Genomic DNA, 26,418 nt, shown 5'->3' with positions numbered 1-26,418 from the left:
CCCTTCTACCCGATCTTGGCTTGTACCGGTACCGCTTTTTCCATCATCTTGCGGAATTGGTCTCCGGAAAGCGTTTCTTCCTGCAGCAGCACCTGCAGACATGCGTCAAACAGTTTCCGGTACCGGGCCAGCAGTTCGTACGTTTCTTTATGCAGTGCATGCAAAATCCGGGTCGACTCGTCCTGCATCTTTTCCTTATTGATCCACTCCGGATCGATGATGCCGAGATCGGAAAGACCGGTTTCGATCAAGGTCCGGGTGTATTGGTTGGCTTGCTGGTAATCGTTGCGCGCACCGGTGCTGCGGTTGCCGTAAATCAGCTCTTCAGCAGCCGCACCCGCGAGGCAAATCTTGATCTGGTCTTCGATCTGTTTCCGTGTGTACAGATACCGGTCTTCACCCGGATGCTGGCGTACATACCCCAATGCCTGCCCCCGCGGGGACAAGGCTACTTGCGAAACGGAACCGGGTCGGACCAGCTCCGAGATGATGGCGTGCCCCAACTCGTGAATCGCCACACGCTCACGTTCTTCTTGTGTTGCTTCCCGGTCCGTCTTTTCTCCCATCATCACTTTGTCGATCGCAGCGGACAAATGACGTTGGGTGATTTCCTGACTGTTCTCCCGCATCGCATAAATCGCCGCCTCGTTGGTGACACTCTCCAACTGGGCGCCGGAAAATCCGAATGTCTCCACAGCAAGACGTTCCAGGCTTACATCGTCGGCCAACGGCTTGTTTTGCGTGTGCAACTGGAGGACGTGCAGACGAGCTTTTTTATCGGGCAGATCCACTTCGATCTGCCGATCGAAGCGCCCCGGACGCAGCAATGCCGGGTCCAGCATATCCTTCCGGTTGGTGGCCGCGATCACGAGAATCCGGATGTCTTGATCCGTCGTGATGCCGTCCATTTCCGTGAGCAGCTGGTTGAGTGTCTGATCATACTCACGGTGTTGTGAACCTTCCCGATGGCCACCAATGGCATCAATTTCGTCAATAAAAACAATGCCGCTGGTTTTTTGATTCCGTTTGGCCAACGTCCGCACTTCTTGAAACAATTCACGCATCCGTTGGGCGCCCACCCCGACATACATCTCCACGAATTCGCTACCGGACGCCGATACGAATACCGAATCAGTATAGTGAGCCGCTGCCTTCGCCATCAGGGTTTTCCCCGTGCCGGGCGGACCAGACAACAAAATCCCCTTGATGGGGCGGATGCCGTATTGCGAAATCTGGTCACGGTGGATCAGGAAGTCCAGCGCTTCCTTCAGTTCTTTCTTGGCGCGCTCGTGACCACCGATATCATCGAACGACGTAGTAGGCACCGATGCTTTGCTCTGGACCAACTTTTTCCGGCTCAATGTGAACCCGTTGCCACGCGATTGTGCAAACAGGTACGCTCCCGTGCCAATAGCCAACAACGTCACCAACGGTAAGACACTGTAGCCCAAAGTCAAAAGGAACACGATCAACGCGGAGGCGGAACCGAAGGCAATCGCTTTACCCATTATCCTTCACCCCGGAGTTCGATTTATGCAACGGGAGAACGCGGTAAAGGGTATGCGGCCCACGATGCAGCTCCACGTAGAGGAACTGATCGTCCATCGTAATATCGTAACGGATCTGCATCGATTTGGCCACTGTATCCACCGATTTCGGAATTTGCGAATATCGCGCGTTCACCAATCCTTCCTCAATGCCGAATACCATCCGATTCCAAGCCCGGTTCAACACCGGATCCGGCTTGTCTACCAACTGAATGGTTACCGCGCGTTCTCCAACCATGTTTTTGACACGTTTGTTCAAATATGGAAATTGGTTGGTGAAAGAAAAAGCAGGATCCGTGTTTGCTTTTATCCATACACGATCGGGTTCGATGCGCAATTCGACCAGCTGAAAATGGGGCTCGTGTGTCAGCATCGCCTCGATCGGTTTTTTCAACGCCCACCACTGATAAGCAAAATAGCCTCCAAACAACAAAACTAGCGTGACAACCAAGCTGAGAATCGCAGCCATGACGCGCGTTTTCACGGGTGTCACGTCTCCTCTCTACGATTCTGTCGATCACAATCAGTATATCATAAAATATATATGGTTTGATGGAAGGAATCCCTGGAAAAACCAAAACGGCGGAAATCCGCCGTTTCATCGAACAGGGTGAAACACATAGCGAATGGTCTGTCGTAGATGACCATCGGAACGAATCTCGGCCACCATCTGCTCCAACGTATGAGTTTTCGGCACATACCACAACCGATACCTAACGTCGAAGTGGTGTCCGATGATCTCTGCAAAGTCGCTGGGCGGCGTACCCATCCATTTGCTGAGTATCTTGCCTACTTGACGTTCATTCAGATCCTTCTGAAGCACAATGGTCCGCTTCCCCTGCCACTTGACCGTTCCGATTCGTTCGACCCGCCCCCCTACACGCTGCATCCAGAGCAGGTGATCGCGCGGAGACATTAATCCCAGTTGTCTGGGTGTGGCCGTTTCCTGCGTACCCGACCGTGACAAGTGGATGTGATCCCCTTTTTTGACCACCTGGATTTGTTTTCCCTCGTTTTGCATCGTCCAGTCTTGACCCGATTGTTCTCCGTTCATGGTAACGGTTGCCCCGCTTCCGTTTACTATGAGCTGGAATGCATATTGTTCTTTTGCCAACTGTTTCCCCACAACGGACTGCCAATCCTTCGCTGCCCGGACTTCCACGGATTGTTTGGAGGAAGCGTCGGGCGCTGCTTGAGAACAAGCGGCCAGGAGAATCAGGAGGAAAAGGAAAGGAAGCCGTCGCATGCCAGTCATCCCCCTTCGCCGTTGGTGTCATTCCATTGTATGTTGACAACCAACGGTTCACGACTCCAGCCAAAAGAAAATGCCCGGTTTTACGGGCAATTGGACATACGTACAAAATGTGTTAGACATATTGACTCCGTCTCGGGTGATACTATTCCTGCCTGAGGAGGTGAGCATCATGACTGCTTCCCTTTCCTCCGGTTGGATTTTGGAGGTGCTGAAATCCCATCTGTCCGACGAAGAATGGGACCGGATTCAGACGGTGATGCATGCAGAATCGTGGGCATCCCCTTCCGCCCGCAAACGGCGTTGGCGGACTGAAGAGGAGGAGATCCCCTTACGGTTCACATTGGACATCGATGTAAAATCTTGATCAGTACCTAGTTTGACTACATTTCTCCTGCCTATACCTCTCCCCAATATTTACCTGCCCTCACCGGGCAGGCTTTTTTTAGGGAGCAATCGCCTGAAAAGCCCGATTGGCCTCGTAAATAATCCGTTCTTCATCCAATGTCAGGCATTCGCGATCCTTCATAATCGGCCGCCCGTCGACATAAACGTCTCGTACATCGGTACTGACGGCCGCGTATGCCAAATGGGACTCCACATCATGCAACGGCTGCAAATGAGCTTGGCGCAGTTCCACCGTGATGAAGTCCGCTTTTTTTCCTGGTTCCAACGTGCCGATTTCCCGGTCGAGGAACAACGCTTCCGCACCGTAGATGGTTCCCATGCGAAGGGCCACATCCGCTGTTACCGCCAATGGGTCCTCATTGGCTCCTTTATGGATCAGCGCAGCCAGGCGAATTTCTTCCAGCATATCCACATTGTTGTTGCTGGCCGGTCCGTCCGTCCCCAATGACGGTCGCATCCCATGCGCGAGCATTTTCGCGATCGGTGCGATACCGCTTCCCAGCTTGAGGTTGCTTCCCGGGTTATGTGAGACTTTGACGTCTTTTTCCGCCAACAACGCGATCTCGTCATCTGTCAGATGAACGGCATGAGCCACCAGGCAAGGCAAGTCGAACACGCCCAGTTTATCCAGATGCTCCACGGGACGAACGCCGTACTGATCCACGTTTTGTTGAACTTCAGCGGCTGTCTCCGACATGTGTGTATGAATGGGTAATTGATACTCCGCGGCACTTTCCACGAACCTCCGGATAAAATCTGGTGAACAGGTATACGGAGCGTGAGGGGCCATCATTGTCGTGATCCGACCGTCCGCCTGATTGTGCCAATCTCGGGCGAACTGGACGGCTTCTTTCCATTTGGCCACCTGCTCCTCTTCCGAACAGAGTCCGATCGCACCACGACACAGACGCGCCCGGATACCGGCTTCCACCACGACTTCGGCCACTTGGTCCATGTGATCATACATGTCGAGGAAACACGTCGTACCACCCTTGATCATCTCCAATACGGTCAGCGCCGTTCCCCAGCGAACCTGTTCGGGACCGAAACGAGCCTCCATCGGCCACATTTTTTCTTCCAACCAAGTCTTCAGCGGCAGATCGTCTCCGTATCCGCGCAACAATGACATGGCGGCGTGACCGTGAGTGTTGACCCATCCGGGTAAAATCGCATGTCCGCTCATGTCGATCACTTCATCGTAACCGGAACGATCTTCCGGCACGGGACCGACGTATGTAATTCGGTCGTTTTCCACCGCCAACGCAGCATTGGTCAGTGGTTTTTCCCCGTCCTTCATGGTCAGGATGGTTGCATGGATAAACAAACGTTTCAAAAATAGACGCCTCCCCACACATGAAATGCCAGTCAGAAACCACGATAACCGAAATAGCGCGGAGAAACAAGAGGGCGCTTACTTGGGTATCCATTTCAAAATATCGGTCAGATCGTGCCGCGAATCTTCTGTAAGCATCACGGCGAACAAATCCCCTTTTTCCGTTAGACGCCCATGAATGGTAGCCAGCGTAAACTGTTCAGGACGAACGCCCTTTTTCAATTCTTCCCATGTCAGCGGAGTGGATACCGGTGCACCTTTACGTGCGCGGGGTGAATATGGGGCGATCAGGGATTTGCCGCGCCAGTGTTGCAAGTAATCAAAATAAACTTTGTCTCCCCTGTTTTTCACCGTCCGTTCGATGGTGATCAAACGCGGATATTTTTGGGCGAGATACATCGCGACAAACCGACTTACCCTGCGCGTATCATCAAAAGTGTAACGGCGACGGATCGGCACGTAAACCTGCAGTCCTGTCGCTCCCGACGTTTTGACATACGACGACAGTCCCATGCCGTCCAATACTTCTTTGGTGTAAAGCGCCACTTCCACCACTTTTTCAAACGGCGGGGCGGACGGGTCCAAGTCAAACACGAGTTCGGGAGGTAAGTCCGGGGCGTCCACGCGGTCGAACGATAGGTGAAACTCCAAACACGCCAAATTGGCCAGCCACGCTAACGTGGCCGTATCTTCCAAGAGTATGTATTCCACCTCGTTCCAAGCGGCGGTGCGCACCCAGTCGGGAGCGTGGGACGGCACATTTTTTTGATAAAACGATTTCCCATGCACCCCGTCCGGAAAACGAATCGTCGTCAACCATCTTCCGCGGCAATGGGGCAACATCCACGGCGCCAATCGTGTCAGGTACAACAGATACGACCATTTGGTGATGCCATCCTCGGGATACATCATTTTGTCCGGATTGGAAATTGTCAGTTCTTTTCCTTCCACACGAATCGTGCGTTTCTCTTTCACACCCATGGCGACTTCACTTCCTGCGCCCATTTTTTCGGGACAAACGTCCAAATGTCCCATTCTTACATACATTGAGAATGTGCCTGCACGATTAAGAAAGAAGAGGAGGAATATCAGATGGCGAAAGAAAAGAAAGCCCCAAAGAAAGCGACTGCCCAAGTGAAGAACCAAGAGGAAGTCACCTTGAACGAAAACGAATTCGATTCCCCCGCTTATGACTATGGTCTGGAAGGTTTTTACGGATATCCCGGTTATTCAGATTATCCGTATCCCACCACCAGCGAGTATCCTGTTACGGGCGACGATTTTTATTCTTATGATTACGGAACATACGATTACACGATCGAGACAGTCCCGGGGGATCCGAACGCGCAAACCAGCATATTCCCATTCTTCGGTTTCCCGTTCTTCGGTTTCCCGTTCTTCCGTCCGTTCCCATTCTTCGGATTTCCGTTTTTTTGGTGATTGAAAGTCCAATGTCGCTTCCGACCAAAAAACAAATTAGATCGTGCCGTGATCCGGCCGAAACATACATTGGGAATGTGCCTGAACAACGACGAGGAGGATCGTCCAATGGCAGACCGCTCAAGTGAAGAGCGAAGGCAAAGCCGCCCTGAATAAAACGAATCCGGTTACCCCGCCTATGGCTACGGTCCACAAGGTTATTACGGATATCCTGGTTATTCGGATTATCAGTATCCCGCCACCAGCTAAGGCCTTTTCTTGGGTGGCGAGAGCTCATCCTCTCAGACACGGCATTACCATCATCCTTATTGTCCCCCTTATCATCCGTACTATCCCCCTTACTACCGACGCCCCTATCCGTTCTATCCTCCCTATTACCGCCCCTATACACCATACCCTTCCCCGTCTTACCCCTATCCTTGCTGATACCCGAGACCTTTGCCCGCTATGGCGGGGAATTCATCCTCGCGACAAGCGGGATTTTTTATTTATGGCGACATAGGGAACCCTTTGATGACGGGTGAACGCAACGTTCCATCCGGCGTCCATGAAAGAAACCGTACCTGAACGGTCAACAGCGGCTGTAACCAAACGACTGTTTCCGTTGACGGAAAACGCGGGACGACGGCAACCGGCGGTTTGGACATTTGCAATTGGGGAAGAAATTGAGTTAATATGGTCAGCTCCTGTTGATTCAATCCGGTAGCCGCTTTACCAATATACCGTTCGGGCGCTCCTGCGGGTTCCCCCAAAATCAGTGCATTTACCCGTCCTTGCCGCAAAGTGGCCCCGATCACCGCCGCTTGCATCTCGCGAAAATACTTTACCTTCTGCCATGTGGGATGCTTGTGCCCCACATAATACACACCCTCTCGTTCCTTGATCACGATCCCTTCCATGTCTTTCTTCTTCATGGTTTCAAACAGTGCCGTACCATTTTCATAGTTATCGCAAACATGGATTCGCTTTAATCCGGGAGGAATCAGCCGGGTCAATCGTTCGTAACGTTCCAAGAGGGGACGGTCCGTCCACCAACGTCCGTCGGCAAACAACAGATCAAACACCATATAATACACCGGAATGCGATCCATTAACCGGGACTGGTTGGCCGGAGATCCCAAATCCCGCTTCAACACCCGAAAAAAATCGGGACGACCGTCTTTAAGGGCCACCACTTCGCCGTCGAGTAACACACTCTCACATTCCAACAACGTCAACTCCGCCAACAGATCGGGATATGTCTGTGTCCGTTCGTTTTGCTTGCGATTGTACAACCACCACCCGGATTCATCTTTGCATGCCAGCAGCCGAACCCCGTCCCATTTGACTTGATACCAATACCTGTCGCTTTGGGGAATCGTCGTTTGCAATACCGGCTCCATTGGCTGAATTGCGGGCAGTCTCATATTGCGCCTCCCTCCGCAGTTTAGTCTGCCCCAATCCAGTTGTGGGCCATCCCTCTCGGTAAAGGAGCGATTTTTTCCCATGTGAGCGACAACCTGAGCCTATCGAGTATCGGAAAAGTGCAGCCGCGGGCAATATCCTCCACTTTGCCCGCGGCCTTGAAGCATCAGTTTATGAGTCTTTTTTCCACCACTTCGTCCACTTTTTTGCCAGCCAGTACGGTCCGATCAACAAAAAACGGGGATTGCTGAAAAAAGAAGGTTTTTTTCCTTCAAATGCATGACCGACGAACTGCAAAATCCAGCCCGCCACGAACAGGATGAGGGCGGTTTTCCATTGAAAAAACACCAACGGAATCGAGATCACGATCATTGGGATGCCGAACGCGTGCGTCAATTGGTTGATCGGATGTTGGTGATCCTGTTTGTATTTCTCCAACAATTCAGATAAACGCATGCACCAAACACCTCCCATCTACCGTTTTCGCTTCGTTCCAACAAACTCCCTTCTAAAATGTCCCTCTTGTCCCATATAGATAAAGAAAACGGAGTTCAAAAATGGAGGCGGCCATGAAACCGGGAATCAAACAAATCTTGATGCAGTCCTTTATTTTCACTGCATTGGCGGTAAACGTGATGTTGGGTGCACTGCTTTGGGCGAGGGGGCAAGTGTCTCTGCCGGCCACTGCGCCCACCACCACCGTTCCCGTCTTGCCGGGTGAAAAGGTGGAGGTGCAAGATCGGTTTGAAGGAGCCGAACAACATGGCGACTGGCGGATTGAAACGTATGAGAAGGTGGAGTATCGCTACGACCGTTACGGTCGGTTATTGGAGGTCATTCCCACCGGTGAGAAAACCTATTTACGGTACTGGGACACACAAGAGCGGCCGAAACCGTGAGAACTTATTCCGTTCCGGCCGCCTTCCTTTTTTGAGCCGCATCGATGCTGGCCTTGAGCGCTTCCATCAGATCGACCACTTTTTCCGGTTCAGCTTCTGGTGCTTCCACGATTTCTTCTCCGCGGATTTTCTTTTCGATCGCTTCTTGCAACGTTTCGCGGTAATCGTCCCGATACTTTCCGGGATCAAACGGTGTGGACAAGCTATCGATCAGCTGACGCGCCATTTCCATTTCTTTTTCCGGCAATACCGTCTCTTGCGGTACCCCCGGAACCAATGCCGCGGATCGCACTTCATCAGGGTAAAAGATCGTTTCCATCACCAGACAGTTCTGATACACCCTGACGACCGCCAGATTTTGCTTGGAACGAATCGTGATCTGCGCCACGCCGATTTTCCCTGTCTGTTCCATCGCCTCCCTGAGCAATGTGTACGCTCGTTCCCCGGTATCACCCGGCCCCAAATAATAGGTGCGGTCGAAGAAAATCGGATCGATTTCCCTCAAATCCACAAAGTCGAGAATTTCGATCGCCTTGCGGTTTTCCGGTGCGATCGCCTCCAGTTCCTCTTTTTCCATCAATACGAATTTACCGTCCGCATATTCCACCCCTTTCACGACATCGGCCCACGGCACTTCCTCCTTGCAATAAGGACAGGTTCGGGTATATTGCAATGGTGTCCGGCATTTTTTGTGTAACAGTCGAAACGGCACCTTTTTCTCTTCAGTGGCCGCATACATTTTGACCGGGATATTGACTAAGCCGAAGCTGATCGCACCTTTCCATATGGTATGCATGGCGTATCCCTCCATTCATGTGGACAAATGTTGCCAGCGTTGCCGGGTCAAATCGGGACGTCCATCGATAAAATGGCACAATCCTTCGAAAAAAACGGGTTCTTTCCATTGAACGCAAAGCTGTTGCGCTTGTTGAAACAGCCGGATCGCCTCTGCAGTACGACCCTGTTCCAATAAAATCCGCCCTTTTTGAAAACAACCCATGGCTTGAACGGACGGTACTGACTGCTGCATGACCGCCTCCGCCAGTGATTCTGCCCTGGAGAACTCGTGCAGATGAGTCAGAAATTGAGAACGGATCAACAACCAATCCGGCTGCTGTTTGACATGATCCGGTACCCGAGTCATCATTTGTTCCGCCTTTGCCCATTCACCCTGCTGCATCCACATCCATAATCGAGTGAACAGCAAATCCGGGTTTTGAGGAGCCAAACTTAACCCTTTTTTCAGCCACATCTCGGCATCGGTCGTTTTGCCTAGCGTCCACAGGTTCCAACTGATTCCGTTATAAGCGGCAGGGTTGACGGGGTCATGCGACAGCAACTTCCGATACCACAATAAAGCCTCCTCCGGATTACCCATTTCCTCGTAGTCATGGGCAATCGCTTCCATCACATGGGGATGGCGCGTTTTTTCGTATACCCATATTCGCCAGTACAGGCCGTTTTCCCGCTCCCCTATTTGCTGATAACACTGTGACAGAGACAACATGGCTTCCCAATCTTCCTCATCCAACAACACAGCTTGAAAAAAGTGGCGGATCGCATCTGTGTATTCACCCAGGCGGAAGTGACACGTACCGATGTTGAACCACGTATCCGGATTGTGCTGGTCGTACGACAGCGCCTTGTGAAACACTCGGATCGCCTGGCGGTCATCCCCGCGTTTGACCCGCACACATCCCAGCATATGATGGGCAAAGCCGAGAAAGACGTCATGCGTCGCTGTTTTGGCCACCATTTGGAACTGACGATCTGCTTCGTCCCATTCACCTGACTGAAAATGGCTGAGTGCCAAATAGATCCGTCCGAGCAAAAATTCGGGTTCGTCCTTTACCACTTGGTAAAACGCATCCTCCGCTTGCGCAAACATCCGCAATTGATAATACCCCTGACCTTGTCGAAACTGCCGTACCGATTCCTCGCGCAACCAAAATTCTTCCTCAAACACCTGATCCTGGACAGACAGCTCGGGATGACGCTGAAGCAATCGTGCCATCTGTTCCTCCACCAATGACCATGACTCCAACAAATGTTGGCATACCGTTTGAATTTGGTGAAACCGCTCTTTGAGTCGTTCACGTTCCTGAGCGGAACCGGTGGGATATTGGTCTTCGATTTCAGTTAACCCTTGCAGGATGGTATCGATCCACTGGTGAAACACGGTCATCCCTCCCATCAGCGGTTTTCGCTATGAGTATCTCCCGCGTCCCGTTTTCCATGCTGAAAAAAGGTGGGATCGCAATGGTAAGCCCTCCAAAAACGAAAACAAGCCGCTCCCTGATGGAACGGCTTGTTTCTTACACCATTTGTGACTTGCCCCACAGAGACACGGCGTGGGTTTCTCGCTTCATCTGGAGTGGCAACCAAATCCATCCACGTTTTCGCTCTTTATAAGACCGTACCGTGCACTTCTTCTCCGATCACCGTCTGGATCTCGTTGTTCTCTCCCATAATCGCGATTTTCGGCTGATGACGGGCGATCTCTTCCTCGCTCATCAAAGCGTAGGAGATAATAATCACCTTATCACCCGGCTGAACCAGACGGGCTGCTGCCCCATTCAAACAAATGGTCCGGCTGCCTCGCGGACCGGGAATTACGTAGGTTTCCAAGCGGGCCCCATTGTTGTTGTTGACAATCTGCACTTTTTCATTGGGCAAAATGTCAACACGTTCCAAAATCTCCTCGTCGATCGTCACACTGCCCACGTAGTTCAGATTGGCTTCTGTTACCGTGGCCCGGTGAATCTTGGCCTTCATCATCGTTCGAAACATCATCGGTCCCCCTCTTCCGGCAGAATCAGGTTATCGATCAACCGCGTTGAGCCAAACCGAACTGCCACCGCCATGATAATGCGCTCATTTTTCAAACGGTCAATCGGTTCCAACCGCGGATAGGTCAACACCTGCACGTAGTCGATGTCCGCTAGTGGTTGTGTACGGATTTCTTTCTCCAAAAAAGCAGTCACGTCTGCCGCCCGTGTCAGTGTACCCGCTTCAATTTGCTCTTTTGCCGCTCGCAGTGCCCGGTACAACACGGTCGCTTGCTGTCGCTCTTCCGGCGACAAGTACACGTTGCGGGAGCTCATCGCCAAACCGTCCGGCTCCCGTACTGTCGGACAAGGCACGATCTCCACCGGAAAATTGAGATCCTCTGTCATCTGCTGGATGACCGCCACTTGTTGCGCGTCTTTCAAACCAAAGTACGCCTTGTCGGGTTGGACGATGTGAAACAGCTTCGTTACCACGGTTGCCACACCGTCGAAATGACCGGGACGCGATGCACCGCACAAAGGCTCGGTGATTTGGCGCAAGGTCACGGTGGTCAATGATTCCGACGGATACATTTCATCAACACTGGGCGCAAACAAATAGTCCACACCCGCAGCTTCGGCAATCGCTGCATCTCGTTCCAAATCTCTGGGGTAGCGGTCATAATCCTCATTTGGCCCGAACTGCAACGGGTTGACGAAAACAGATACCACAACCGTGTCGCATTCTTGACGGGCCCGGTCCATCAGACTTTGGTGCCCTCGATGCAAGTAACCCATCGTCGGTACGAAACCAATCGTTCCCGAGCGAAGGGGTCGCAAGGTTTGTCGCAATTCCTGAATCGAATGAATGATCTTCATTTTCTGCTCAATCCCTTACCTCCATACAATGTGGCCATCGCTTCGTCAGAGAGGTGGAACACGTGTTCTTCCTGTGGAAAACGCGTTTCTTTGACAGCTTGCACATAACGACAAATACCTTCCTGCATCACCGCTCCCGCCTCCGCAAACGCTTGGACGAAAGAAGGGTTCACCTCGCTGGAGATTTGCAAGACGTCGTGGAAGACCAGTACTTGTCCGTCACAGTAACGTCCTGCCCCGATTCCGATCGTCGGGATGGTGATTGCATTGGTAATTTCCCGTGCCAACTCCTCCGGCACGCACTCCAATACCAACGCGAACGCTCCCGCCTCTTCCAGCAAACGGGCATCACGGATCAGGCGCTGTGCCGTCTCGGCATCGCGCCCCTGCACCCGGTATCCGCCCAGTTGATGAACCGATTGCGGTGTCAAGCCCAGGTGGCCCATCACCGGAATGCCGGCCGCCACACAAGCGCGTACCACATGCAGGATTTCTTCACCACCCTCGATCTTGACGGCTTTCGCTCCCGCTTCCTGCATCAGGCGTCCTGCGGCTCGAAGCGCATGCTCCGTTCCCAAATGGCTTGTGAGAAACGGCAGATCGGATACGACGAACGCATGTTTCGTTCCGCGGGTGACCGCTTTGGTGTGATGCACCATATCATCGATGGTGACCGGAATAGTGGAATCATACCCCAATACCACCATTCCCAGCGAGTCCCCCACCAAAATCACGTCCACCCCCGCCTGATCCGCCAATTTGGCCGAAGGATAATCATAGGCCGTAATCATGGCGATTTTCTGTCCTTTTTCCTTCATGTCGCGCAACATGCGGGTGGTGACTTTTTTCCGCCCTTCCATCTCGATTCCCTCCGATCGCTCCTGAGCCGAACGGGAACCCGCGAAAGACAAAAAACGCCTCCCAGCCGGAAAAAGGACTGAAAAGGCGTTGGTTTCACCCTTTTCTCTGTCTCCGTCCCTCCCTCAGGCTCAGAGCAGACTTAAAAAACAATTCGGTTGTCACTTATCATGTCCATCAGACCCACACTGACGTGCAACTCCCGAAAAAGGGATATTGCCGTCGAATTAAGGGTAACGCAAAATAGCCGCTTTGACAATCCCCGCTCATACCTGCCGGATGTCCGCCGAGTAAACAGGGACGACGACTCCTTCGTCGGTTTCCAACAATAACGCTCCCGAAGCATGAAGCCCCCTGGCTATACCCTGACGCGGCCCTTGCGGGGTATGAGCCGTCACTGATTGACCGAGCATGCAGGCGAAAGATTCCCAGGAATGGCGAATTGGCTCAAAGCCCTCGGTCAAATACAGATCATACACATGCTCCAATTCTTCCAAAATCGCCGCGATCAGCTTTGCCCGTCGATAGGTGCGCCCACTTTCGGCGGCCAGAGAGGTGGCGATGGTTTTCAAATCCTCAGGGAACGATGCAGCCGGTGTATTGACATTCATCCCGATCCCCAGAACGACATAGTGAATTTGATCCTGTTCTCCTCTTAACTCCGTCAGGATACCGCATACTTTTTTCCCGTCGATCAACAGGTCGTTGGGCCATTTGATGGTGACCGGCAAACCCGTTTCCCGTCGGATGGCCCGCGTTACCCCGACTGACGCCATCAAGGTCAACTGTGGAGCGAGATTGAGCGGGATTTGTGGCTGTAACAACAAACTCATCCAAATACCGGACCGCGGCGGCGAGTGCCATTTGCGCCCCATACGTCCGCGGCCCTGTGTCTGCTCGTCGGCGAGAAACAGGGCTCCCTCCTTCGCACCGGAGCGCACGCCCTGGTGAGCCAGCCACTGCGTCGAATCCACCGATTCCACATAATGAATAGCATGTCCGAACCGTCGCGTGGAGAGCAACGCCTTGATCTCCTCTGGCGCAATCCGATCCGGCTGATACCGGAGACAATACCCCGCTTTCGGTCTAGCTTCGATTTCATATCCTGCCTTCCTCAATTCGTCGATATGCTTCCAGATCGCCGTACGGGTACAACCCAGCTGTCTGCTGATCTCCTCACCGGATACGAATTGATCGGCATGCTCGATCAGTAACGCCAACAGGTGTTCACGGATCTCACTTCCCAAATCGCCTTCCCTCCTCCAACAATCGGGAACGGTCGTTGGGCAACCGTCCCAACGCTACTTGCTCCAGCAGATACGCCAAAGCCTGTCCCACCCATCGACCGGGAGGACGCCCCGTCGCCTGGATCAGGTGGCCTCCGTCAATCGCCAGGTCAGACAGTTGCCGTACAGGCATTTCCCTGGCCCATCTCTCAAACATCATTTCCAGTTGTTCGGCAGTCTCTGTATCCATATGCCCCATCACCCGACTCCACTGTAGAGATTGTAACACCGGTTCCGTCCCGTGTCGGAGAAGGAGCCGTTTCCCCTCAACCGGGGTAATCGGGTGCCAATCCCGACAGTCGAACGCCAACTGATAGATCCGGCTAATAGTTTTTACATCCGCCGATTTCAAACGCAACAACCGCAAATGTCCCGCCGCTTGCTCCGGAGGAACGTGGCAGGCGTGTAACAATAACCCCCATCTGCCTTCGCGGGTGGTAAGACGGTCAAACCGTTCCGCCGGTTGCAGTTCCGCCTTTTGGATCTGGTCCCAGCGGTGAAACGGCGGGAGATGAGGTAACAGCTCCCACTCATGTATATACTGCACCGCGATGGATGGAGACTTCACCGACCACACTTTCTCCAACTCCGCCGTCACCCGTTCCACGGCCAGATGTCTCAGAGTATGGCGCATCCGGCAGATGGCACGGCCCGTCTTGTCAGTGATCCGAAATCCCAGCTGAGCGCTGAAACGAACTGCCCGCAACATGCGCAACGCATCCTCTGCGAATCGCTCTTCCGCGTTTCCAACCGTTCGGATTCGCTTCTCCTTCAAGTCTTTCTGTCCGCCAAACGGATCATACAGGCGCCCCTCTCGGTCCATCGCCATCGCATTGACGGTGAAATCCCGCCGTGCCAGATCATCCTCTAAACGGGAAACAAAGACCACTTTGTCGGGTCGACGATGATCCGAGTAGCCTGTCTCAACCCGAAAAGTGGTCACCTCCACCGGTTGCCCGCGGTGAATCACAGTTACGGTTCCATGCTTCAGACCTGTTGCTGCGGTACGGGGAAACAACGCCTGTACCGTCTCCGGTCGGGCATCCGTTGTGACGTCGTAGTCCTTCGGCTGTTTGCCCAACAACTCGTCACGAACGCACCCTCCGACCAGATATGCTTGATATCCTGCTGACTCCAGACGTTCCATCACCCACAATGCCGCTTTTCGTGGGTCCATCTTCTTCCTCCCTACTCTCACGGCTCAGCCAATACCCGCTGATACAACGCTTCGTATTCATCCGCGATTTTCTCCGCACTGAAGTGTTCCCGCGCCCGTTTCAACCCGTTTTCGGAGAACCGACGGTGCTTGACCGGGTCTGTCAACAACTCCAGTGCATACGCGGCCATCTGGTCCACATCCCCAATCTCCGCCAGGTATCCGGTTTCCCCGTGTTTTACCACCTCCGGCAAACCGCCCGCGTTGGATGTAACGGCCGGAACGCCGCAGGCCATCGCTTCCAGCGCCACCAGTCCGAAACTTTCCTTTGCGGAAGGCAACAACAGCAAATCGGCGAGAGAAATGAGTTGCGCCACTTCATCCTGTTTCCCGAGAAAGACCACTTTCCGATCCAGCTTCAGTTCATTCACCAATTCCGCCACCCGCGGCCATTCGGGCCCGTCGCCCACCAGCAACAGTCTGGCGGGGATTTGGCGCTGTACTTTTTCAAACACGCGGACCACGTCATCCACCCGTTTAACGGCGCGAAAGTTGGAAATATGAAGCAGCAATTTTTCGTCCGGCCTCGCGTACTGGGCCCGGATGTGCGAGACATCGCGTGGATAGTAAACGCGCGGATCAACAAAGTTATAAATGCGTTGGATGGACGAATCCACGCAAAACGACTCACGCGTCTGCTTCACCAGATCATCCGACACCGCCGTCACCGCATCGCTCTCACGTATACCGAAACAGATGATATCCCTGAGAGACGGATCTTCCCCCAATACGGTGATGTCCGTCCCGTGCAGGGTTGTTACCACCCGAAACGCCCCGCCGGTCATCTGTTTGGCCAGATACGCACAAATGGCGTGCGGAACGGCGTAGTGAACGTGCAGAATGTCCAATTGATGGATCTTGGCCACTTGGGCCATTCGGTTGGCCAATGCCAGATCATAGGGCGGATATTTGAATACCGCATAACGGTTCGCTTCTACTTCGTGATAATGGATATGATGATGAAATCGTCCGAGACGAAATGGCATGCTGTACGTGATGAAATGAACCTGGTGGCCACGCTCCGCCATCATCTTGCCCAGTTCGGTGGCCACCACGCCCGAACCCCCGTGTGTGGGGTAACATGAAATGCCGATTCTCATACTGCTGAGGCCTCCTTGTCACAGGAGCCGATCCATCGCCAACGGACGGGTCTTTGCCAAACCCTCCCCGTACAATGCGCGAATTTGATGGCCCCAAAGTTGATCCCGCCCGCGAATCATTGCCAAATAACTGGGATGATTGAGTGGCGTGTCCACTTCGCCCTGAGAGCGGTCAAACTGACTGGCATAGGCCAGGATCGCCTCCATCTTTCGTTCGTAAACATCAGTGATATTGACGATTACGTCTGCGGGTCCAACATCGTTGATAAAGTAATGGAACACTTGTTCCACCCGATGAGCAGGCCAGTCTCCGTCCACTTTCCGGTTGCGGATTCCGGCGTCAAACACCGCTTCCTTCACCATCCGACTGCAAGCCACATGGTCGGGATGACGATCCTTCTCGTACGGAGCCAACACAATGCGCGGGCGCAATCGTCGGATCACCTCAGTCATGCGTCGAATCTGTTCTTCTGTACCTTTCAGCCCCCGATCTGGAAATCCGAGATTGACCCTTTCGGTCAGACCAAGTATGGAAGCCGCTCTTTTTGCCTCTTGTCGGCGCAATTCCACCGTCCCGTTGGAGGAAAGCTCTGCCGCCGTCAGATCGCAGATCGCTACCGAAAACCCTTGGGCCTGATGTTTGGCCAAAATGCCGCCCGCTCCGATTTCCACATCATCCGGATGGGCGCCGAATGCCAAAATGTCCACACGTTGGCCGACTGTCATTGATTCCCCTCCTCTTTTTTGGCGTTGGCCTGATTCACGATCTCCCGCCAAGCGAAATCCCCTTGTTGGATCGAGCGGATCATCACTTCCGCCGACGCGAGGTTGGTGGCCACGGGAATGCCGTGCACGTCGGCCAACCTGAGCAGTGCCAAAATATCCGGCTCGTGAGGCTGGGCCGTCAGCGGATCGCGAAGAAAAATGATGCAGTCCAATTTGTTTTCCGCCACCAATGCCCCGATTTGTTGGTCTCCACCGAGCGGTCCAGATTGAAACCGGTGGACTTGGAGCCCCGTCGCCTCCATGATCTTCTGACCGGTCGTTCCTGTTGCGTAAAGATGATGTTGCTTCAATATATCTCGATAGGCGATCGCAAAATTCACCATTTGCTCTTTTTTTCGGTCGTGCGCGATCAATGCGATGTGCATCGGCTCATCCCTCCCGTGCAAAAGAATGGGCATGCGTAAATAATGCCGGTGTTCCTCCGGTGTGCCAAAACAAGACACGGGAACCGATTCTGCAGCGATGGAACAGATCCAACAGGCCTGCCAATGCCTTGCCGGTATAGATGGGATCGGCGAACAACCCCTCCGACCTGGCCAAAAGACGGATCGCTTCATTACCCGCATCCGATGGAACCCCGTATTTTTTCCCTATGTAGGCGTCTTCCACATGCACTTCCGCAGCCGAAAGACGTCGATCGGAGCCGAGAAACGCCAGAAGATCGTTCGCCATGCGCACAACCACACGTGTCAGCTCATCCGCCTTCAGCCATACGCTGATCCCGATCAGCTTGATGGGGGCGGGGCGAAGCGCCTTCCCCGCCAACAGACCGGCCAACGTACCGCCACTGCCGACAGCAAGTACGATCGACTCCGGATGGGCTCCCACTTCTGACAGCTGATCCAGCAAAACATCCCACGCCCGCTTGTAACCGTAATCCCCGATGGGCGTGGAACCACCTACCGGAATCACATACGGCTTTTTCCCTTTTTGCCGTGCTTCTTCGGCCCATTTTTCCATTTCTTCGAGCAGTGGTTCAGAACCGTACACACCGGTCGTCTTCATCTCCGCACCCAAAATGTGGTCCAACAACAGGTTCCCCTGCTGAATGCCCATGTGCTTCCCGGCAAAACAGAGCCATGCTTCCAGTCCGGCACGTCGCGCACACGCCGCCGTCAGCCGGGCGTGGTTGGACTGCGGGCTGCCACCGGTGATGACCGTGTCGCACCCCTTCGCCAATGCATCGCCAAGCAGATACTCCAGTTTGCGCACCTTGTTTCCGCCAAACGCAATCCCGGTCAGATCATCCCGTTTGACCCAGCATTCCTCCAGCCCGGTCATCCGCTCCAACCCGTGCAAACGGTGCAGCGGTGTTTCTCCCCACATCAGCGGATAGCGGGACAAGTGTGTAGTCACCTTGTCACTTCCTTTATAAATCCAAGATGTTTTCCAGCCCGTATACCAGATGATCCAATTCCATCACTTTCTCAATGGCCAGCTTTACACCCGGCATAAACGACTCCCGGTTCAGCGAATCGTGACGGATCGTCAACAACTGTCCCGGCCCGCCGAATAGAACCTCTTGATGTGCCACGATGCCGGGAAGACGTACACTGTGTATGCGGAAGCCGTCGTAGTAAGCGCCGCGCGCTCCTTCCAACGTCTCTTTTTCCTCAGGATGTCCTTGGCGAAACTCATCACGGACATCCGCGATCAACTCCGCTGTTTTGACGGCTGTACCCGATGGTGCGTCCAGCTTTTTGTCATGATGCAATTCGATGATCTCCACATGTGGCAGATACTTGCTCGCCTTAGCCGCAAACACCATCATCAGCACAGCGCCGATGGCGAAGTTGGGCGCCACGATCGCCCCGATGCCCTTTTCGCGACAACGTGCATCCAATTCGCGCAAATCCTCCCGCGACAGGCCGCTGGTGCCGATCACGGGGCGAACTCCCGCTTCCAACGCGATTTCCGCATGACGCCGCACCGCATCCGGTGTGGTGAAATCCACCAGCACGTCGGGACGGTCTTTGGCTATCGCTTCTTCCACCGATCCGGTAAATGTCACGCCCAATTTGCCGATGCCCGCCACTTCTCCCACATCTTGTCCCACTGCGGAACGGGCAATGCCGCTGACCAGCGTCATTCCCTCTTCCCGATACAACAACTTTACCACTTCTTGTCCCATGCGGCCGCTCGCTCCGGCCACCGCTACACGAATCTCGCTCATCGATTGCTCCCTCCCATGTATGCGCTCATGCTTCGTTTTTCGATTCGATGCGGGTCCAGCGATTGGCGTCTCGCGTGTTGTATTTGTGCATGACGCGGTCAAACGCCTCTTCCAAATCAATTCCGAGTGAATTGGCGAAACAGATGATAATAAACAGGAGATCACCTAATTCCATATCGATGCTGTTCTCTGCTTCACCCTCTTTTTTCGGCTTTTCTCCGTAGCGGTGATTCACTTCCCGCGCCAGCTCGCCCACTTCCTCCGTCATGCGGGCCAACATGGACAACGGTTGAAAATACCCTTCCTTGAACTGACGAATATATCGGTCCACTTCTTGCTGCATATCGTACATTGTTTTACGTTCCATTCTGAGAACCCTCCTCAATCTCCTACATGTTACCTCATTTTGAGACGGGAAGACAAATCCCTCATCCACCCTTTACAGATCCTCATTGATGCCGCAATAAACCCCCTTGTATAATATAGCAGGTGAGAAACTGGGCATTTTAAATATGGAAACAAAGCAAAGGCGGGATCGTATGAAAAAACACGTCAAAAACATTGCACTTATCTTGTTGGGTGCTTTTATCTATTCTGTCGGCGTCAATTACTTTGCCGTCAATAATCGACTAGCCGAAGGTGGTTTCACCGGTTTGGCACTGTTGGCGCACTATCAATTGGGTATCTCACCGGCGCTCTTTATTTTCCTCCTCAATATCCCGCTTTATTTCATCGGGTACAAAGTGTTCGGGAAACAGACGCTCATCTACACCCTGATCGGCACCAACGCCTCGTCTTTGTTTTTGGAACTGACCAAAGGATGGGGCAGTCCGCTCGATGACCTGCTGTTGGCCGCCCTGTATACAGGTGTACTGGTGGGCGTCGGATTGGGGCTGATCTTTCGGGTTGGAGGGACTACCGGTGGTGTCGATATCATCGCCCGTCTGTTGAACAAGTATCTCGACTGGAGCATCGGACGCACGTTTTTTCTGTTCGACCTAGGCGTATTGACGCTGTCCTATGTGTATATCGGCCGGGAAAAAGCGATGTATACCATGGTCGCCGTCTTTGTTGGTGCACGCGTCGTCGACTTTGTCGTTGAAGGATTGAATGCTGCCAAAGCGGCGACCATCATCTCCAACTCCGCCGTCGCTATTTCCAACAAGATCACCAAAGAAATGGACAGAGGTGCCACTTTGTTAAAAGGGAGAGGCGGATATACCGGTGTGGACAAGGAAGTCCTTTACGTGGTCGTCAACCGGAACGAACTGCCTCGGCTCAAACAAATCGTCCACTCCGTTGATCCGTATGCGTTCGTGGTCGTCCACGATGTACGGGACGTTTTGGGAGAAGGGTTTACTTACGACAGCCCCGAGGAAGCCAAAACGCAATGACCCCCGTCCAAAGCGGGGGTTTTTTGTTGAAGCACAAAATCCAGCCTGTTTTACGAATTTCTAGATAGGTGCATCTGACATGATTGTTTGGAGGAGGAAAAATGAATAAGATTCACTTTCTTTTTATGTTTCTTTTTGTCTATAGCATGACAGTCATTTTTGAGTATCTAAAGTGTTACCTAGTAAAATGGGACTTTCCGTTTGAGCCCCTTTGTTTGGATCCACTGGGTAAATAGATTGTTCCCAATTCCGGTTTCGGTTATGGTTGTTGGGATTGAGATTCTTTGGGAACGAAAAAAGAAAAATGAAGCACAATAGTATTACGTTACGGTAGATGCACCGCCCGATACTTCTTCCAACCGACATAAGTCAGCACGGACACGATCACCCCGCCTACCATCAACATGAACGAGACGATCGGCATGTCCCATTCACCGTAGACAGCTGTTACCTGTTCCTCCGGTCCGTAAAACAGCGGATTCAGCATCTCGCGCAAACGACTCACTCCATCGCGCAGCAACGCGGGGTTCCACGTCGGCCGCGATTGATTGCGCAGAAAGGCCAAAACCGAATCCACCTTGGTCACTGTCGTCGGGGTACGTGAGATCACGATGGCGGGGCGTATCAGACGATAATGATTGAGCAGGGCATCAACCGCCATGCGCGCACGCACTTGATTCCCTGTGTTGATCGCCCGGTCGATAGCGGTCAAATCCCGTTGCAAAACCGAGTAATACTGTCTCCACAGTGGCTGATTGGGATGCGTCAACGCATCAAATGCCATTCGCATACGAAGCGCCGCCGCCATCAATGTGGTCGGGTTGGGGCGTACTCGGTTCAACTCCTGTTCCATTTCCACCAACGTTTGCGACAACGTGCGAATCTGCTCCACCGACAATCCGAGGGGAGACAGATTTGCACGGGAGAAACTGCGCGAAAGCACTGTCAACGCATCGCGTGCGGCCAATAAATCCCCCCGCTGCACCAACTGATACACTCGCTCTGCCTGACGTGCCCACTGCATCGGTTGCGTTTGCTCCATGGCGAATGCTGATTCTGATCCATAGCTGTGCAATATGAAGAAACTGCTCCACAATATGACCAACAAGCCGATCCATCTCTTCCACATGTGAACCTCTCCCGATTTAAGGAAAATTCCTTGTCCATACAGTCTATTCGGAGAAATGGACGAGATATGTATGTATTTTTTCGGAACAGGGTCGGTTTCATTTCCTTTGGGGGAATTGAAAAAGAAACGAATGTAGTTTGTGAAGCAAACTGGTTTTAATTATGTACCCAAATAAATAAGCCGTTTCCCGCAAAATCCATCGGAATCGGCTTCCATGCTTTTTAAGAGTGAGGAGAATTTGAGTGTGTTGTTTCAATATTTGTGTTCCGCCGGTCAGGCATGCTGGATTAGCTAATCTCACTCTTTGAAAGACCCAACGGGGTGACGATCCCATCCATGCTCATCGAATTTTTTTCTTGATGGTAACTTTGAAGACCTTTCTCCCCCTTTTGACTGGCCCACCGTCGGAGAGTCTCACGTTCACCTGAATAGGAGAAGACAGGAACGCTATAGCCGCATGACGTTTTCACTTCCTGTACGTTTACATACATGATTTGGCGTGCTCCCGGAAGGAGATCAAAGTGATGAATCAATTGATTCCATTCAGATGAATCAGGTAATATCACACGCCCCCTTCCATACAAGCGCAGAATCATGGGAGGACCTTCAAACGAAACAAACATCAACGTGATCCTTCCATTCTCCTTCAGGTGGGCACTTGTTTCGTTTCCACTACCTGTCAGGTCCAGATAACCCACTTCTGTTGGCGAAAATATGCGCAGCACATCATATCCTTTCGGAGAGATATTGATGTGTCCCTCTTCACTTAAAGGAGCGGAACCCACAAAAAATATGCGCTGTTTCTTAATGAACGCTTCATGCTCCGGAAGTAAAGCCGAAAAAAGCATTCCCATACCGATCCCCCTTATCTGAACGAGAATTTTTATTCAATATATCATACTGATGAGATTTCAATCAGACCGAACCTTCAAACCATACGGATTTTCCGGTAACAGGTTGATCATAGGTGATGACGAAATGCAAAACTGTCGGAGACGATGACGGATTGATGTATTGGTGGGGTATGTCACCATTGAAGCGGATGACATCATGTTCGTAAAGTTGATACCGCTCACCGTCGATTTCCACGTCCAGCCGGCCAGACATCACCGTGACAAATTCCACCACACCATGCGGATGTGCCTCCGATCGGTAGGTGCCGTGTGGCTGCAAGTATCCCCGGTACAACTCAAACACATGCGGTTGATGCGAACGGAAAACAGGCTCAACGACAAACATTTCATCGGGATCCGACAAGACAATCCCCTCTCTCTTTCTGGAGACGGCCACATCCGTCTCCACCGATAACAAGGCAGTTACGGGAACGGATAAACCATTGGCGATTTTCCAAATCACCGAGAGAGTCGGATTGGCTTCACCGTTTTCAATTTTGAGTAGCGTCACTTTACTGATCCCGATTTGCCTGGCTAACGCTTCCATACTCAAACCACGATGAACACGGATTTTGCGGAGATTGGCTCCCACCCGTTTTCCGATATGCTTCTCTTCCCATGGATTTTCCATCTTGTTGTATTCCCTCCAAGTACACAGCAAAATGACGTTTTCTTTCGATCAGTTTGTATATTATAATGATCCAAAAGATAAATAAAGTATACCGACACGATCAAAAAGGGGTGATACCCATAGCAGAAAAAACACACACCCAATCAATCTCGGCGAGATCGGAATTTACCGCAGGGGTATTGTCGGCCATTCCCATCGTGGTGGGATACCTTCCCATCGCTGTTGCGTTTGGCATGATCGCCCAGCAGGCCGGAATCCCGCCCCTTTTGTCCGTCTGTATGTCGGGCTTGGTTTATGCCGGCGCCAGCCAGTTTATGGCCGTCAATATGCTATCGACGGGAGCTGGATCGTTGGAAATCGTGCTGGCGACGTTCGTATTGAATTTCCGCCATTTTGTGATGGGATTATCCCTGATGAACAAGCTGAAAAAGATGCCCGCTGCATGGAAAATGGCCGTCTCCAGCGGTATCACGGACGAAACCTTCGCTGTCGCTTCCTTGCAAAAAGAAACGATCGGCAAGTGGTTTCTCGCGGGACTGATCCTCACTTCCTATACCACTTGGGTGATCGGTACCCTGATCGGTGGATTGTTATCTCAGGTCATTCCCCCGAGTATCAGTGAAAGCATGTCTATAGCGCTGTACGCCATGTTTATCGGATTGCTGATCCCGGCGGTCAGGGACAACGGAAAATGGGGGTTGATCGCCTTGGTCAGCATGGGGCTCAATACGGTGTTGGGCTTGTTTCTCAGCAGCGGTTGGTCGATCGTGTTGTCCACCGTACTGGGAGGATTGGCCGGAGTTTGGTTGATGAGGAGGAAAAAGGGATGACAGACCATCTACTGCTCATCATTTTGGGCATGTCGGTGGTGACACTGATCCCCCGATGGCTTCCCGTATGGATCATGGATCGTATCACATGGCCTGAATGGGCACGGGAATGGCTCGACAGTATCCCGTATGCGGCCTTGGGAGCATTGATCTTTCCCGGAATTATGTCCGTCGCCGAAGGAGAACCGTGGATCGGTCTGACTGGGGGGATCGTTGCCGCAATCCTGGCGTATTGGCGACTGCATATTATGTATGTCGTTTTGGGGTCGATATTGGCCGTGATGGTGGCGAAAGCGATCTAAGATCACCCGGCGGACAAACGGGATTGCCGCCGGGTTTCGTTCCACTTGTGGGATGAAAATAAGGATACATTAAGTCTGTGATACAAACTAGTTTTTGTTTTTCAATTGAGAGACATCTGACATTTGGGCATTTCACTGCGCATTTTCCGGACGTTCCCGCCACACCTGCTCCAGAATGAGTGCGATCAGCGTTCCCACCATCAAACCGTTGCCCGTTACATTTTGGAGAACTGACGGCATGTGCACAAATACTTCGGGGGGCAGAAACATGACACCTGTACCCAACGAAATGGAGACACCGATGATCGTCAACCGTCTCTGGTCCGGTTCCCGACTCCACAAGGCGCGCAGACCGATGCCGACCATTTGGGTGAACGAGGCCAGCATCGCTGCATACGCCACTGGCCCCGGCAACATCGCAAGAAACGATGTCAGGATGGGGAAAAACGAAACGATCACCAAAGAGGCGCAAGCCATCATGAACGGCAAGAGCCGTTTCTGGCCCGTCATCTGAATAAAACCGGCGGATATGGACAATGGGACCATACCGACAGTGGAAAACAATGCGGACACCGCATTGGACAGACCGCCGACCCAACTGCTGCGATTAAACGTTTGGATTTCTTCACCCTTGAATCCCACTACTTGTCGGACAGCGGACACACTGGCCACCACATTGGACAGCAACACCAGTGCCATCATCACTCCCGTCACTATCAATCCGAAATCCCACCGTGGCAAGCCCCATGCAAAAAGTGTAGGGAGCCGGAACGGAGCTGTCACATTCGTTCGTTCATGCCACCCAAGCAGGACGAATACCAGCCAACCCGCAGCAATCCCGATCAATACTGCGTAACTTTTAACAAATCCCTTTCCCCAGATTGACAATCCGAGCACTGAAAGGAACACGCCAAAAGCCGTTAACGCCATTCCGACAGACATAGGGTGTACCCGGTCACCAATGCCCAGCATCCCTTTTAAAAACGTCCCGCTCAATTGGATGGCCAGCAACAACAAATTCGTACCGATCACCAAGGGAGAAAACAGGGACAAGATCCGGCCCGTCCATCCCGATATCCCCAGCCAAAACAGGGCCGCTCCCGTCACCAACATGGCTCCCTCCAACGCTTGCAACGTCGTGGAGGCCGATGCACCGGCCTGAACAGAAGAGAGACCGAGGATGACGAAGATTCCCAACCACAGCCCTGCCGGTCCATCCGCCACAGGCAGACGATGACCCCACCGGCCTTGCAAGAACGATGTCAGACCCACCACGAACAACGTGCGCTGCATCAGATCGGCCACCTCCACCGGAGATAAGCGGTAAATCTGACCGATGATGACCGGTAGGGCCAACGCATTGGCCAATAGAAATACCAGCCATTGCAACGATTCCATCAACGTATCCCACATGCTGAACGCCTTGCGCATCCGGTTCGCCTCACTCTTTTTTCGATTATCGAAAAATAAGTATATCACGCGATCATGATTGCCGTCACCTTGAGGGATCGGATAAAATAGTATTTGAATATGTGATCAAATAATAAGAAATGAAGTGAGGAGACAACATGAACCAAATCAAAGCATTGCCACCACTGGACCCACATATCGTCGAGGCGGCCTCGCAAACGTTCAAGGCATTATCCGACCCAACCCGACTGAAGATTTTGCATCTGTTGTCGATCGAAGAATGCTCCGTCAGTCGGATCGCCGAACAGCTGGGACTGACTTCATCGGCCATCTCCCATCAACTGGCCTACCTTCGCACCTTGCGCCTCGTCAGACATCGCAGGGAAGGACACACTATTTATTACAGCTGCGATGACGATCACGTGCTGACATTGCTGAGACAAACGGTTGAGCATGTGACACATACATCGAAATAGGGGG

The 26,418-nt window shown here is 52.6% G+C and carries 31 protein-coding genes; 7 read left to right on the top strand and 24 right to left on the bottom strand.

Annotated elements, in window-relative coordinates:
- Positions 1-5 precede the first annotated feature (5 nt).
- The 3 genes from KI215_RS08105 to KI215_RS08095 form a co-directional block, all read right to left on the bottom strand.
- Positions 6-1,508 carry an AAA family ATPase gene (locus KI215_RS08105; RefSeq protein ID WP_212772270.1) on the bottom strand — a complete coding sequence of 501 codons (1,503 nt, stop codon included), beginning with the start codon at positions 1,506-1,508 and terminating at the stop codon, positions 6-8.
- Positions 1,501-2,031: a hypothetical protein gene (locus KI215_RS08100; RefSeq protein WP_212772269.1), complete on the bottom strand. Its 531-nt coding sequence runs from the start codon at positions 2,029-2,031 to the stop codon at positions 1,501-1,503. Before KI215_RS08100 ends, KI215_RS08105 begins: the two co-directional genes overlap by 8 nt.
- A gap of 114 nt (positions 2,032-2,145) precedes the next feature.
- Positions 2,146-2,793, bottom strand: a complete 648-nt coding sequence (locus tag KI215_RS08095) for a hypothetical protein (RefSeq protein ID WP_212772268.1) — start codon at positions 2,791-2,793, stop codon at positions 2,146-2,148.
- A gap of 178 nt (positions 2,794-2,971) precedes the next feature.
- Between KI215_RS08095 and KI215_RS08090 the strand changes: the two genes are divergently transcribed.
- Positions 2,972-3,166 (top strand): hypothetical protein, encoded by a 195-nt coding sequence (locus tag KI215_RS08090; RefSeq protein ID WP_205494821.1) that lies wholly within the window; start codon positions 2,972-2,974, stop codon positions 3,164-3,166.
- 78 nt (positions 3,167-3,244) lie between these two features.
- Here the strand turns inward: KI215_RS08090 and KI215_RS08085 are convergent, their stop codons facing one another.
- Both KI215_RS08085 and ligD read right to left on the bottom strand, forming a co-directional pair.
- Positions 3,245-4,504 (bottom strand): amidohydrolase, encoded by a 1,260-nt coding sequence (locus tag KI215_RS08085; protein WP_212775123.1) that lies wholly within the window; start codon positions 4,502-4,504, stop codon positions 3,245-3,247.
- Positions 4,505-4,618: 114 nt separating this feature from the next.
- Positions 4,619-5,521: a non-homologous end-joining DNA ligase gene (ligD, locus tag KI215_RS08080; protein WP_212772267.1), complete on the bottom strand. Its 903-nt coding sequence runs from the start codon at positions 5,519-5,521 to the stop codon at positions 4,619-4,621.
- A 111-nt stretch (positions 5,522-5,632) separates the two neighbouring features.
- Here ligD and KI215_RS08075 point away from each other — a divergent pair, with 111 nt between their 5' ends.
- Positions 5,633-5,980, top strand: a complete 348-nt coding sequence (locus KI215_RS08075) for a hypothetical protein (RefSeq protein ID WP_212772266.1) — start codon at positions 5,633-5,635, stop codon at positions 5,978-5,980.
- A 488-nt stretch (positions 5,981-6,468) separates the two neighbouring features.
- Here the strand turns inward: KI215_RS08075 and KI215_RS08070 are convergent, their stop codons facing one another.
- Positions 6,469-7,386: an ATP-dependent DNA ligase gene (locus KI215_RS08070; protein WP_212772265.1), complete on the bottom strand. Its 918-nt coding sequence runs from the start codon at positions 7,384-7,386 to the stop codon at positions 6,469-6,471.
- A gap of 169 nt (positions 7,387-7,555) precedes the next feature.
- Positions 7,556-7,840, bottom strand: a complete 285-nt coding sequence (locus tag KI215_RS08065; protein WP_212772264.1) for an Mpo1-like protein — start codon at positions 7,838-7,840, stop codon at positions 7,556-7,558.
- Between the two features lie 113 nt (positions 7,841-7,953).
- Between KI215_RS08065 and KI215_RS08060 the strand changes: the two genes are divergently transcribed.
- The gene (locus KI215_RS08060) at positions 7,954-8,283 is read left to right on the top strand and encodes a hypothetical protein (protein ID WP_212772263.1); all 330 of its coding nucleotides are present in this window, start codon (positions 7,954-7,956) and stop codon (positions 8,281-8,283) included.
- A 4-nt stretch (positions 8,284-8,287) separates the two neighbouring features.
- Here the strand turns inward: KI215_RS08060 and ku are convergent, their stop codons facing one another.
- The 13 genes from ku to KI215_RS07995 form a co-directional block, all read right to left on the bottom strand.
- The gene (ku, locus tag KI215_RS08055; protein ID WP_212772262.1) at positions 8,288-9,079 is read right to left on the bottom strand and encodes a non-homologous end joining protein Ku; all 792 of its coding nucleotides are present in this window, start codon (positions 9,077-9,079) and stop codon (positions 8,288-8,290) included.
- 15 nt (positions 9,080-9,094) lie between these two features.
- Complete coding sequence (locus tag KI215_RS08050) at positions 9,095-10,462, bottom strand: tetratricopeptide repeat protein (RefSeq protein ID WP_212772261.1); 1,368 nt, start codon at positions 10,460-10,462, stop codon at positions 9,095-9,097.
- A gap of 227 nt (positions 10,463-10,689) precedes the next feature.
- Positions 10,690-11,073 (bottom strand): aspartate 1-decarboxylase, encoded by a 384-nt coding sequence (gene panD, locus KI215_RS08045; RefSeq protein WP_212772260.1) that lies wholly within the window; start codon positions 11,071-11,073, stop codon positions 10,690-10,692.
- On the bottom strand, positions 11,073-11,930 hold the full coding sequence (gene panC, locus KI215_RS08040) for a pantoate--beta-alanine ligase (protein ID WP_212772259.1): 858 nt from the start codon (positions 11,928-11,930) through the stop codon (positions 11,073-11,075). Before panC ends, panD begins: the two co-directional genes overlap by 1 nt.
- Positions 11,927-12,790: a 3-methyl-2-oxobutanoate hydroxymethyltransferase gene (gene panB / locus KI215_RS08035; protein WP_212775122.1), complete on the bottom strand. Its 864-nt coding sequence runs from the start codon at positions 12,788-12,790 to the stop codon at positions 11,927-11,929. The genes panC and panB overlap by 4 nt, the downstream gene beginning before the upstream one ends.
- Positions 12,791-13,054: 264 nt before the next feature.
- Positions 13,055-14,035, bottom strand: a complete 981-nt coding sequence (locus tag KI215_RS08030) for a biotin--[acetyl-CoA-carboxylase] ligase (protein ID WP_212772258.1) — start codon at positions 14,033-14,035, stop codon at positions 13,055-13,057.
- Positions 14,025-15,251: a CCA tRNA nucleotidyltransferase gene (locus KI215_RS08025; RefSeq protein WP_212772257.1), complete on the bottom strand. Its 1,227-nt coding sequence runs from the start codon at positions 15,249-15,251 to the stop codon at positions 14,025-14,027. Before KI215_RS08025 ends, KI215_RS08030 begins: the two co-directional genes overlap by 11 nt.
- A 17-nt stretch (positions 15,252-15,268) precedes the next feature.
- Positions 15,269-16,390, bottom strand: a complete 1,122-nt coding sequence (gene bshA, locus KI215_RS08020) for an N-acetyl-alpha-D-glucosaminyl L-malate synthase BshA (protein WP_212772256.1) — start codon at positions 16,388-16,390, stop codon at positions 15,269-15,271.
- A gap of 18 nt (positions 16,391-16,408) precedes the next feature.
- The gene (gene bshB1 / locus KI215_RS08015) at positions 16,409-17,116 is read right to left on the bottom strand and encodes a bacillithiol biosynthesis deacetylase BshB1 (RefSeq protein ID WP_212772255.1); all 708 of its coding nucleotides are present in this window, start codon (positions 17,114-17,116) and stop codon (positions 16,409-16,411) included.
- Entirely contained in the window at positions 17,113-17,541 is a 429-nt protein-coding gene (gene mgsA, locus KI215_RS08010) for a methylglyoxal synthase (protein ID WP_212774989.1), read from the bottom strand. Before mgsA ends, bshB1 begins: the two co-directional genes overlap by 4 nt.
- A 4-nt stretch (positions 17,542-17,545) precedes the next feature.
- Positions 17,546-18,532: a 1-aminocyclopropane-1-carboxylate deaminase/D-cysteine desulfhydrase gene (locus tag KI215_RS08005; RefSeq protein WP_212774988.1), complete on the bottom strand. Its 987-nt coding sequence runs from the start codon at positions 18,530-18,532 to the stop codon at positions 17,546-17,548.
- Between the two features lie 13 nt (positions 18,533-18,545).
- Positions 18,546-19,349 (bottom strand): 4-hydroxy-tetrahydrodipicolinate reductase, encoded by an 804-nt coding sequence (dapB, locus tag KI215_RS08000; RefSeq protein ID WP_212774987.1) that lies wholly within the window; start codon positions 19,347-19,349, stop codon positions 18,546-18,548.
- 25 nt (positions 19,350-19,374) lie between these two features.
- Positions 19,375-19,716 carry a nucleotide pyrophosphohydrolase gene (locus KI215_RS07995; RefSeq protein WP_212774986.1) on the bottom strand — a complete coding sequence of 114 codons (342 nt, stop codon included), beginning with the start codon at positions 19,714-19,716 and terminating at the stop codon, positions 19,375-19,377.
- A gap of 172 nt (positions 19,717-19,888) precedes the next feature.
- Here KI215_RS07995 and KI215_RS07990 point away from each other — a divergent pair, with 172 nt between their 5' ends.
- Complete coding sequence (locus KI215_RS07990; protein ID WP_212774985.1) at positions 19,889-20,743, top strand: YitT family protein; 855 nt, start codon at positions 19,889-19,891, stop codon at positions 20,741-20,743.
- 325 nt (positions 20,744-21,068) lie between these two features.
- Here the strand turns inward: KI215_RS07990 and KI215_RS07985 are convergent, their stop codons facing one another.
- The 3 genes from KI215_RS07985 to KI215_RS07975 all read right to left on the bottom strand — a co-directional run bounded on the left by KI215_RS07985 (position 21,069) and on the right by KI215_RS07975 (position 23,396).
- On the bottom strand, positions 21,069-21,872 hold the full coding sequence (locus KI215_RS07985) for a sporulation protein YpjB (protein WP_212774984.1): 804 nt from the start codon (positions 21,870-21,872) through the stop codon (positions 21,069-21,071).
- A gap of 287 nt (positions 21,873-22,159) precedes the next feature.
- A complete protein-coding gene (locus tag KI215_RS07980) occupies positions 22,160-22,726 on the bottom strand; it encodes a pyridoxamine 5'-phosphate oxidase family protein (protein WP_212774983.1) in 567 nt (188 codons plus the stop codon).
- Between the two features lie 61 nt (positions 22,727-22,787).
- Positions 22,788-23,396, bottom strand: coding sequence for a helix-turn-helix domain-containing protein (locus KI215_RS07975; RefSeq protein WP_212774982.1), 609 nt, complete (start codon positions 23,394-23,396; stop codon positions 22,788-22,790).
- Positions 23,397-23,575: 179 nt separating this feature from the next.
- Here KI215_RS07975 and KI215_RS07970 point away from each other — a divergent pair, with 179 nt between their 5' ends.
- Entirely contained in the window at positions 23,576-24,226 is a 651-nt protein-coding gene (locus KI215_RS07970; protein ID WP_246512247.1) for an AzlC family ABC transporter permease, read from the top strand.
- On the top strand, positions 24,223-24,528 hold the full coding sequence (locus tag KI215_RS07965) for an AzlD domain-containing protein (protein ID WP_212774980.1): 306 nt from the start codon (positions 24,223-24,225) through the stop codon (positions 24,526-24,528). The genes KI215_RS07970 and KI215_RS07965 overlap by 4 nt, the downstream gene beginning before the upstream one ends.
- Positions 24,529-24,660: 132 nt before the next feature.
- On the opposite strand, the gene KI215_RS07960 is transcribed toward KI215_RS07965, so the two are convergent.
- Positions 24,661-25,959 (bottom strand): purine/pyrimidine permease, encoded by a 1,299-nt coding sequence (locus tag KI215_RS07960; RefSeq protein ID WP_212774979.1) that lies wholly within the window; start codon positions 25,957-25,959, stop codon positions 24,661-24,663.
- Between the two features lie 137 nt (positions 25,960-26,096).
- Between KI215_RS07960 and KI215_RS07955 the strand changes: the two genes are divergently transcribed.
- On the top strand, positions 26,097-26,414 hold the full coding sequence (locus tag KI215_RS07955; protein WP_212774978.1) for an ArsR/SmtB family transcription factor: 318 nt from the start codon (positions 26,097-26,099) through the stop codon (positions 26,412-26,414).
- Positions 26,415-26,418: the final 4 nt, after the last annotated feature.

The organism is Polycladomyces abyssicola (assembly GCF_018326425.1).
GTDB classification, from domain to species: Bacteria; Bacillota; Bacilli; order Thermoactinomycetales; family JIR-001; genus Polycladomyces; species Polycladomyces abyssicola.
Note: the sequence above shows the minus strand (reverse complement) of the source record. Positions and strands in the feature narration are given on the sequence as shown.

Bases quoted from the DNA above. Each gene is read 5' to 3' on its own strand.
- KI215_RS08025 (WP_212772257.1), bottom strand. From the start codon at position 15,251: ATGGACCCACGAAAAGCGGCATTGTGGGTGATGGAACGTCTGGAGTCA.
- KI215_RS08070 (WP_212772265.1), bottom strand. From the start codon at position 7,386: ATGAGACTGCCCGCAATTCAGCCAATGGAGCCGGTATTGCAAACGACG.
- KI215_RS08105 (WP_212772270.1), bottom strand. From the start codon at position 1,508: ATGGGTAAAGCGATTGCCTTCGGTTCCGCCTCCGCGTTGATCGTGTTC.
- KI215_RS08085 (WP_212775123.1), bottom strand. From the start codon at position 4,504: ATGAAGGACGGGGAAAAACCACTGACCAATGCTGCGTTGGCGGTGGAA.
- ligD (WP_212772267.1), bottom strand. From the start codon at position 5,521: ATGGGTGTGAAAGAGAAACGCACGATTCGTGTGGAAGGAAAAGAACTG.
- KI215_RS07990 (WP_212774985.1), top strand. From the start codon at position 19,889: ATGAAAAAACACGTCAAAAACATTGCACTTATCTTGTTGGGTGCTTTT.
- KI215_RS08060 (WP_212772263.1), top strand. From the start codon at position 7,954: ATGAAACCGGGAATCAAACAAATCTTGATGCAGTCCTTTATTTTCACT.
- panD (WP_212772260.1), bottom strand. From the start codon at position 11,073: ATGTTTCGAACGATGATGAAGGCCAAGATTCACCGGGCCACGGTAACA.
- ku (WP_212772262.1), bottom strand. From the start codon at position 9,079: ATGCATACCATATGGAAAGGTGCGATCAGCTTCGGCTTAGTCAATATC.
- KI215_RS08095 (WP_212772268.1), bottom strand. From the start codon at position 2,793: ATGCGACGGCTTCCTTTCCTTTTCCTCCTGATTCTCCTGGCCGCTTGT.
- mgsA (WP_212774989.1), bottom strand. From the start codon at position 17,541: ATGCACATCGCATTGATCGCGCACGACCGAAAAAAAGAGCAAATGGTG.
- panC (WP_212772259.1), bottom strand. From the start codon at position 11,930: ATGAAGATCATTCATTCGATTCAGGAATTGCGACAAACCTTGCGACCC.
- KI215_RS07955 (WP_212774978.1), top strand. From the start codon at position 26,097: ATGAACCAAATCAAAGCATTGCCACCACTGGACCCACATATCGTCGAG.
- bshA (WP_212772256.1), bottom strand. From the start codon at position 16,390: ATGAGAATCGGCATTTCATGTTACCCCACACACGGGGGTTCGGGCGTG.
- panB (WP_212775122.1), bottom strand. From the start codon at position 12,790: ATGGAAGGGCGGAAAAAAGTCACCACCCGCATGTTGCGCGACATGAAG.
- KI215_RS07975 (WP_212774982.1), bottom strand. From the start codon at position 23,396: ATGGAAAATCCATGGGAAGAGAAGCATATCGGAAAACGGGTGGGAGCC.
- bshB1 (WP_212772255.1), bottom strand. From the start codon at position 17,116: ATGACAGTCGGCCAACGTGTGGACATTTTGGCATTCGGCGCCCATCCG.
- KI215_RS07995 (WP_212774986.1), bottom strand. From the start codon at position 19,716: ATGGAACGTAAAACAATGTACGATATGCAGCAAGAAGTGGACCGATAT.
- KI215_RS08090 (WP_205494821.1), top strand. From the start codon at position 2,972: ATGACTGCTTCCCTTTCCTCCGGTTGGATTTTGGAGGTGCTGAAATCC.
- KI215_RS07985 (WP_212774984.1), bottom strand. From the start codon at position 21,872: ATGTGGAAGAGATGGATCGGCTTGTTGGTCATATTGTGGAGCAGTTTC.
- KI215_RS07965 (WP_212774980.1), top strand. From the start codon at position 24,223: ATGACAGACCATCTACTGCTCATCATTTTGGGCATGTCGGTGGTGACA.
- KI215_RS08075 (WP_212772266.1), top strand. From the start codon at position 5,633: ATGGCGAAAGAAAAGAAAGCCCCAAAGAAAGCGACTGCCCAAGTGAAG.
- KI215_RS07980 (WP_212774983.1), bottom strand. From the start codon at position 22,726: ATGGGAATGCTTTTTTCGGCTTTACTTCCGGAGCATGAAGCGTTCATT.
- KI215_RS07960 (WP_212774979.1), bottom strand. From the start codon at position 25,959: ATGCGCAAGGCGTTCAGCATGTGGGATACGTTGATGGAATCGTTGCAA.
- dapB (WP_212774987.1), bottom strand. From the start codon at position 19,349: ATGAGCGAGATTCGTGTAGCGGTGGCCGGAGCGAGCGGCCGCATGGGA.
- KI215_RS08065 (WP_212772264.1), bottom strand. From the start codon at position 7,840: ATGCGTTTATCTGAATTGTTGGAGAAATACAAACAGGATCACCAACAT.